Source organism: Streptomyces himastatinicus ATCC 53653, assembly GCF_000158915.1.
Classification (GTDB): Bacteria; Actinomycetota; Actinomycetes; order Streptomycetales; family Streptomycetaceae; genus Streptomyces; species Streptomyces himastatinicus.
This window is the reverse complement of record NZ_GG657754.1, coordinates 7,807,208-7,813,242: the sequence shown is the minus strand read 5'-3', so window position 1 is coordinate 7,813,242 and position 6,035 is coordinate 7,807,208. Positions and strand designations below refer to the sequence as shown.

At 71.0% G+C, this 6,035-nt stretch carries 5 protein-coding genes and 1 pseudogene; 4 read left to right on the top strand and 2 right to left on the bottom strand.

The window, feature by feature from the left end; genetic code table 11:
* Positions 1 to 256 precede the first annotated feature (256 nt).
* Together SSOG_RS33240 and SSOG_RS33235 are read right to left on the bottom strand one after the other, a co-directional pair.
* Positions 257 to 623 (bottom strand): annotated as a pseudogene (locus SSOG_RS33240) (class I SAM-dependent methyltransferase); the annotation flags it as partial.
* Positions 624 to 754: 131 nt separating this feature from the next.
* The gene (locus SSOG_RS33235) at positions 755 to 1,312 is read right to left on the bottom strand and encodes an SAV_6107 family HEPN domain-containing protein (RefSeq protein WP_039939275.1); all 558 of its coding nucleotides are present in this window, start codon (positions 1,310 to 1,312) and stop codon (positions 755 to 757) included.
* Positions 1,313 to 1,553: 241 nt separating this feature from the next.
* On the opposite strand from SSOG_RS33235, the gene SSOG_RS33230 reads away from it, so the two are divergent.
* The 4 genes from SSOG_RS33230 to SSOG_RS33215 form a co-directional block, all read left to right on the top strand.
* A complete protein-coding gene (locus SSOG_RS33230; RefSeq protein ID WP_009718646.1) occupies positions 1,554 to 2,360 on the top strand; it encodes an ATP-binding cassette domain-containing protein in 807 nt (268 codons plus the stop codon).
* Positions 2,332 to 4,419, top strand: a complete 2,088-nt coding sequence (locus tag SSOG_RS33225; RefSeq protein ID WP_009718645.1) for a YhgE/Pip family protein — start codon at positions 2,332 to 2,334, stop codon at positions 4,417 to 4,419. The genes SSOG_RS33230 and SSOG_RS33225 overlap by 29 nt, the downstream gene beginning before the upstream one ends.
* Before the next feature lie 70 nt (positions 4,420 to 4,489).
* Positions 4,490 to 5,125 (top strand): TetR/AcrR family transcriptional regulator, encoded by a 636-nt coding sequence (locus SSOG_RS33220; protein ID WP_009718644.1) that lies wholly within the window; start codon positions 4,490 to 4,492, stop codon positions 5,123 to 5,125.
* Positions 5,126 to 5,531: 406 nt separating this feature from the next.
* The coding region (locus SSOG_RS33215) for an NAD(P)-binding protein (RefSeq protein WP_154686118.1) at positions 5,532 to 6,035 on the top strand (504 nt) is incomplete at its 3' end.

Below are 6,035 nucleotides of genomic sequence, written 5' to 3'. Positions count from 1 at the left end.
AAAAAAAAAAAAAAAAAAATTGCACAGTTACTGAGCATCTGATGAGGAGAGGGAGTTATTCATAATCTCTCGTCCCAAGTGGTAATTCAGGCAGAAAAAAAAAAATAAGATAGAATAAATTCTACATGTATGGAAAATACAGGCATGAGCACCAATATTGAGAACAATGTAACAGTAGAAGACATAACAAAATAAAAGAAAAATAAAATATATCTATAAAATAAAAAAAATAGAACTATAATAGGAGAAAAATAAAAAAGGACCACGTCATAGCCACCGCGCTCGGCCACGTCGAACAGGCCGTGGGCATCGCCCTGGACGCCGCGCACCCGGTCGGCGACCCCGGCCTCGGCGGCCCGCCGCTCCAGCGCGAACAGCGCGTTGGGGCTGGGGTCGACGACCGTGACGCGGTGGCCGAGCTGGGCGACCGGCACGGCGAAGTTGCCGCTGCCGCCCCCGGTGTCGAGCACGTCGAGCGTCCCGTGGGCGGCCCCGCTACCGGCCCCCTCGGCTGCCGCCGCTCCCCCGCCCGCGGCCTTGGCCCGCCGTTCCAGGGCGTCTTTCAGGACCTCCCACACCACGGCGGTACGGAGGGACGCACGGGGGCGCTGCGGGTCTGACACGGCGGGTGGCTCCTCGGCGCGGTGCCGTCACCGCCGGGGGCGGCGACGACGGGTTACTGACGTCGCTCCCAGCCTATTGCCTCCGAAGCCCGGGCCGGTCCCGCGGTGGTTTCGACGGTGGTCGGCGGTGGTCAGCGGCCCGGCTCGCCGTCCGTCGGCGGGGTCTGCCGGGGCAGCACGGGCTGGAGCACCAGCATCCGCTCGACCAGCCGCAGGAACATCGCGGCGGCGCGCAGCAGATCGTCCGCGTCACGGCAGCTGGCCGCGCCCTGTATCCCGGCCTCGGCGCGGGCCCGGCGCTCGGCGCCGGAGGCGAACAGGGCGCTCCACTCGGTCAGTTCGGGAGCGACCTCCGGGAGCACTTCCCAGGTGCTGCGGATCCGGGCGCGGCGCCGGGCCGTGGTCTCGGGGCGGCCCCGCGCGGCGAGCACGGCGGCGGCCGTGCGCAGGGCCGCCAGATGTGCGGTGGCAAATCGCTCGTTCGCGGTCTCCAGCACGGCGGCCTCCTCCAGCCCCTGGTGGGCCTGGGTGAGCAGGTCGAGTGCGGCGGGCGGGGCCGCGGAGCGGCGCAGCACGGGGTGGACGTCGCTCGCGGGGCCGGCCGACGAAGCGGGACTGGTCGACGAAGGGGCAGGGGGAGGGGCCGGGGCGGCGGCACGGTGCCGGCGCTCTGCGGCGGTACTGGCCATGACGAACCTCCTGTCGTCGCGTGGCGGCCGGGTCGTGCGACGAAGCGACCGCCGTATGGGGCCATCGTGGGGCACACCACTGACAATCGGCTCTGACCTGCTCCTTTCGACTCCGAGTCACTTCTGGCTCACCCCTGGGCCCGCCCCGGTTCGGATGCCCGATCCGCGATCCCCCATACTGAATTGAACTGACTGGTCAGTTCAAAAAGTTGTTGATTCACACAGCCGACGCACACAGGGAGTGGTTCTCGTGACGGGCACCCCCGACCGGGGCACCGGAGCGGCGGTGACGGCCGGCGGACTCGGCGTCAAGGGCTCACACGGCTGGGCGTATCGCGATGTCGGTGTCACCGCGGACCCCGGCGCACTGATCGCCGTCGAGGGGCCCTCGGGCTCCGGGCGCACCTGTCTGCTGCTCACGCTCACCGGACGGATGCGCCCCACCACCGGGGAGGCCGCCGTCGGCGGCTTCCGGGTCCCCCAGGAGATGCGCCGGATACGCCGGATCAGCGCCCTCGCCCACGTACCCGGCGTCAGCGAGCTCGAACCTGCGCTGACGGTCGCCGAGCATCTGCGCGAGCGGGCCCTGCTCCAGCGCCGGTTCGGGGACTCGCCGCGCGGGCTGCTGCGGCCGCGCCGGGAGCGTGCCGCCGCCGCCCGGGCCGCGATCGAGGCGGCCCTCACGGCGGCCGGGCTCGACTTGGAGGCGCTGCCCAAGGGGCCGCGTACGGCCGTACGGGACCTGGAGCGGCTGGAGGCGCTGCGGCTGTCGGTGGCGCTCGCACTGATCTCCCGGCCCCGGCTGCTGGCCGTGGACGACACCGACCTGAAGCTCTCGGACGCCGAGCGCGAACGGGCCTGGGCGCTGCTGCGCGGCATCGCGGAGGGCGGCACCACGGTCCTCGCGGTGTGCAGCCAGGCCCCGGAGGGCGCCGTGGTGGTCTCGACCGTCACGGGCACCGACGAAGACGCCGCCACCGACGACACGGACACGGACACCGACGAGGAGGGGGCGGCGGATGCGCTCGCCGAAACTGGCCGCGCTTGAGCTGAAGCGGTTCGGCAGGGGGAAGCTGCCCCGGGCGGCGCTCGCCGCCCTGCTCCTGCTGCCGCTGCTGTACGGCGCGCTCTATCTGTGGTCCTTCTGGGATCCGTACGGCAAGCTCGACAAGATCCCCGTGGCGCTCGTCAACTCCGACAGCGGCGCCACCGTGAAGGGCAAGCACCTCACTGCGGGCGACGACCTCACCGACCGGCTGCTCGGCAGCGGCAAGAGCTTCGACTGGCACCGCACCAGTGCCGCCGAGGCGCGTGAGGGTGTCGAGAACGGCAAGTACTACCTGTCGCTGACCGTGCCCGAGGACTTCAGCAAGCGGATCGCCTCCAGCTCCGGCGGGAACCCGGAGACCGGCGCCCTCAAGGTGCGCACCAACGACGCCAACAACTACATCGTCGGCCAGATCTCCCGCAGCGTCTTCTCCGAGGTACGCGCGGCGGCCTCCACCAAGGCGTCCCGGGGCTTCTACGACAACATCTTCGTCTCCTTCGGGGACATCCACGGCCGCACCGAGAAGGCCGCCAAGGGCGCCGACGAGCTGGGCCGGGGCATCGGCAAGGCCAGGACCGCCGCGGGGGACCTCGCCAAGGGCCTGGGCACCGCGAAGAAGGGCACCCACGGCCTGAAGTCCGGGCTGGGCAAGCTCAACAAGGGCGCCGGGACACTGGACACGGGCGCGGGCGGGGTCGCCGACGGTACCCAGACGCTGGCCGACACGGTGAACGGCGTATCGGAGAAGGCCGGTCCGTTCCTCAAGAAGCACGGCAAGGAGATCGGCGACGTCTCCCGGCTGGTCGCGGACGCCTCCCAGCGGGCGTCCGACGACCTGGACGACCTCCCCGACGCGGCCTCCACGGCCGCCGCCGACGCCCGCTCGGCGTCCGACGACCTCGCCGCCGACTACCGGACCCGCTGCGAGGGTCCGGTGGCCACCGCGCCCGACTGCCCGGCGCTGAAGAAGGCCGTACGGGCGGCCGACCGCGCCGCCGATGTGGCCGAGGACGTCAACAAGCTCGTCAAGGACAACACCGGGCAACTCGACATCCTCGCGGACGACTTGAACGATCTGCACGACAAGGCGCTCCTGCTCGCCGACAAGGCCCCGCACCTGGGCAGCGACCTCGATGCCGCGGTCACGAAGGTCAACGCCCTCAACTCCGGGGCGCACAAGGTCGCCAAGGGCGCGGGCAAGCTGCACACCGGGCTGACCACCGCCCACGGCGCGGCGTCCACCCTCGACACCGGTGTCGGGAAGCTGCGCACCGGGTCGACCTCCCTGAAGGGCGGTCTGGTCAAGCTGGCCGACGGCTCCGGCACGCTCTCCGGCGGGCTGCACGACGGCGCCGCGAAGATCCCCGACTACGACAAGCACGACCGGGACGCCCGTACGGGGGTGATGGCGGACCCGGTCCAGCTCGTCAACCAGGCGCTGCACAAGGCACCCAACTACGGCACCGGTTTCGCCCCGTACTTCATCCCGCTGTCCCTGTGGGTCGGCGCGATGGTGGCCTACATGCTGATCCCGCCGCTCAACGCCCGGGCGGTCGCCGCCGGGGCCTCCTCCTGGCGCGTCGCGTTCGCCGGATGGCTGCCGGTCGCCGCGATCGGGGCGCTCCAGACGGTGGCGCTGATGGCCGTACTGCACTGGGCGGTGGGGCTCCAGATGGTGCGGGCCGCGGGCACGGTCGGCTTCCTGGTGCTGGTGGCCGCCTGTTTCGCGGCGATCGTGCAGTGGCTGAACGCCCGCTTCGGACCGGCCGGGCGGATCCTCGTCCTGGCGCTGCTGATGCTCCAGCTGACCTCGGCGGGCGGCACCTATCCGGTGCAGACCAGCCCCCGGTTCTTCAACGCCGTCCATCCGTTCCTGCCGATGAGCTACGTCGTGGACGGGCTGCGGCGGCTCATCACGGGCGGCGGGCTCGGCCCGGTGTGGGTCGCATGCGGGGTGCTGTCCGGCTTCGGCGCGGCCGCGCTCGCGCTCACCGCGTGGTCGGCCCGCCGCAGGCAGGTCTGGTCGGTCGACCGGCTGCACCCGCAGCTCTCCCTGTGAGCACAGTCGGCGCCATGCCCGTGGGCGCCCTGTGAGCGGGACCACTCCGGCAGCGGGCAGAATCGGCGCCATGGACAGCAGCAGCACGCGCCGCCAGGGCACCCGGCAGAAACTCTTCGAAGCAGCGGTCACCCTCATCGCCGAACAGGGCTTCTCCTCCACCACCGTGGACGAGATCGCCGAGCGGGCGGGGGTGGCCAAGGGCACGGTGTACTACAACTTCGCGTCGAAGACCGTGCTCTTCGAGGAGCTGCTGCGGCACGGCGTCGAGCTGCTGACCGCCTCGCTCCAGAACGCCGCCGACGAGAACGCCGAGCGCGGCGGCAGCCATGTGGACGCGCTGGACGCCATGGTCCGGGCCGGGCTGGACTTCATCTCCCGCTATCCGGCGCTGACCCAGCTGTACGTGGCCGAGCTGTGGCGCACCAATCGGGCCTGGCAGTCGACGCTGATGATGGTCAGGCAGCAGGCCATAGCGGTGATCGAGACCGAGCTGCGGGCCGGGGTGGCGGCGCGGGAGCTGAGCGACGACATCGACATCCCGCTGACTGCCTCGGCGCTGTTCGGAATGGTGCTGGTGGCCGCGCTCGACTGGCAGTCCTACCAGCCGGAGCGGTCGCTGGAGGACGTCCACGCCGCCCTGTCCCGGCTGTTGCAGGGGCGGGTGGGCGGAGCCCTGGTCAAGGAGGCTCCGGCTTCGGGCTGACGACGTCCCGCGACAGCTTCCGCAGGACGGTCGCCCGCACGAAACAGAAGGCGCTGTTCCGGAACGGTTCGACCCCCATCGACCCGTCGCGGAACAGCGCCTCCTGTCCGTACTCCCCCGTTTTCCCCCGTACTTTCCCCCGTTCTCCCCCGTGAGAGCCCCCGGGGCGTATTCCCCGGCGGCTCCCCCGTCCGGAAGGCCGCCGTGCCGTTCCGCCGCCCCGTGTCGGCGGTCCGGTCCGCGTCCTTCCGTGTGCTCCACTCTCCCGTCTGCGGGGGTGGCCGCCCATCCGTGCGCCTACTCATCTCGCCGACTAGGTACGGGTACTCAGTCCCCCGCGTGCGGGCCCAGCGTGCGCCTGGGGACGAACGCGGGGCTGTCGGTGGGGCCGGATAAAGTCACTGGCATGGCACGGATTGCGGTGATCGGCGCTGGGATGGGCGCCATGGCGGCCGCCGCCCGGCTGGCCGTCGCGGGCCACCGGGTGGTGGTGTACGAGCGCGGGCGGACCCATGGCGGCGGGGTCGGGGTGTTCGAGCGGGACGGCTTCCGCTTCGACACGGGCCCGGGGCTGCTGCGGCTGCCCGCCGTCTACCGGGACCTGTTCGTGAAGACCGGCAAGGAGACCCTGGAGCAGACCGTCCGGCTCACCCAGGTCGACCCGGCGGTGCGGCACCTCTTCGCCGACGGCACGGACGTGGCGTTGCCCAACGCCTCCCGCGCCGGGGTGCTCCAGGCGCTGGACGGCGCCTTCGGCGCGGGCGCGGGCGAGCGCTGGAGCGATCTGGTCAACCGGGCGCGCGAGGCGTGGGACGCCACCCGCAGACCCCTGCTGGAGGAGCCGCTGCGCACCGACTGGCGGGTGCTGGGCAGCGATCCGTATCCGGCCGCCGCCCCCGCGCGGCGCGGC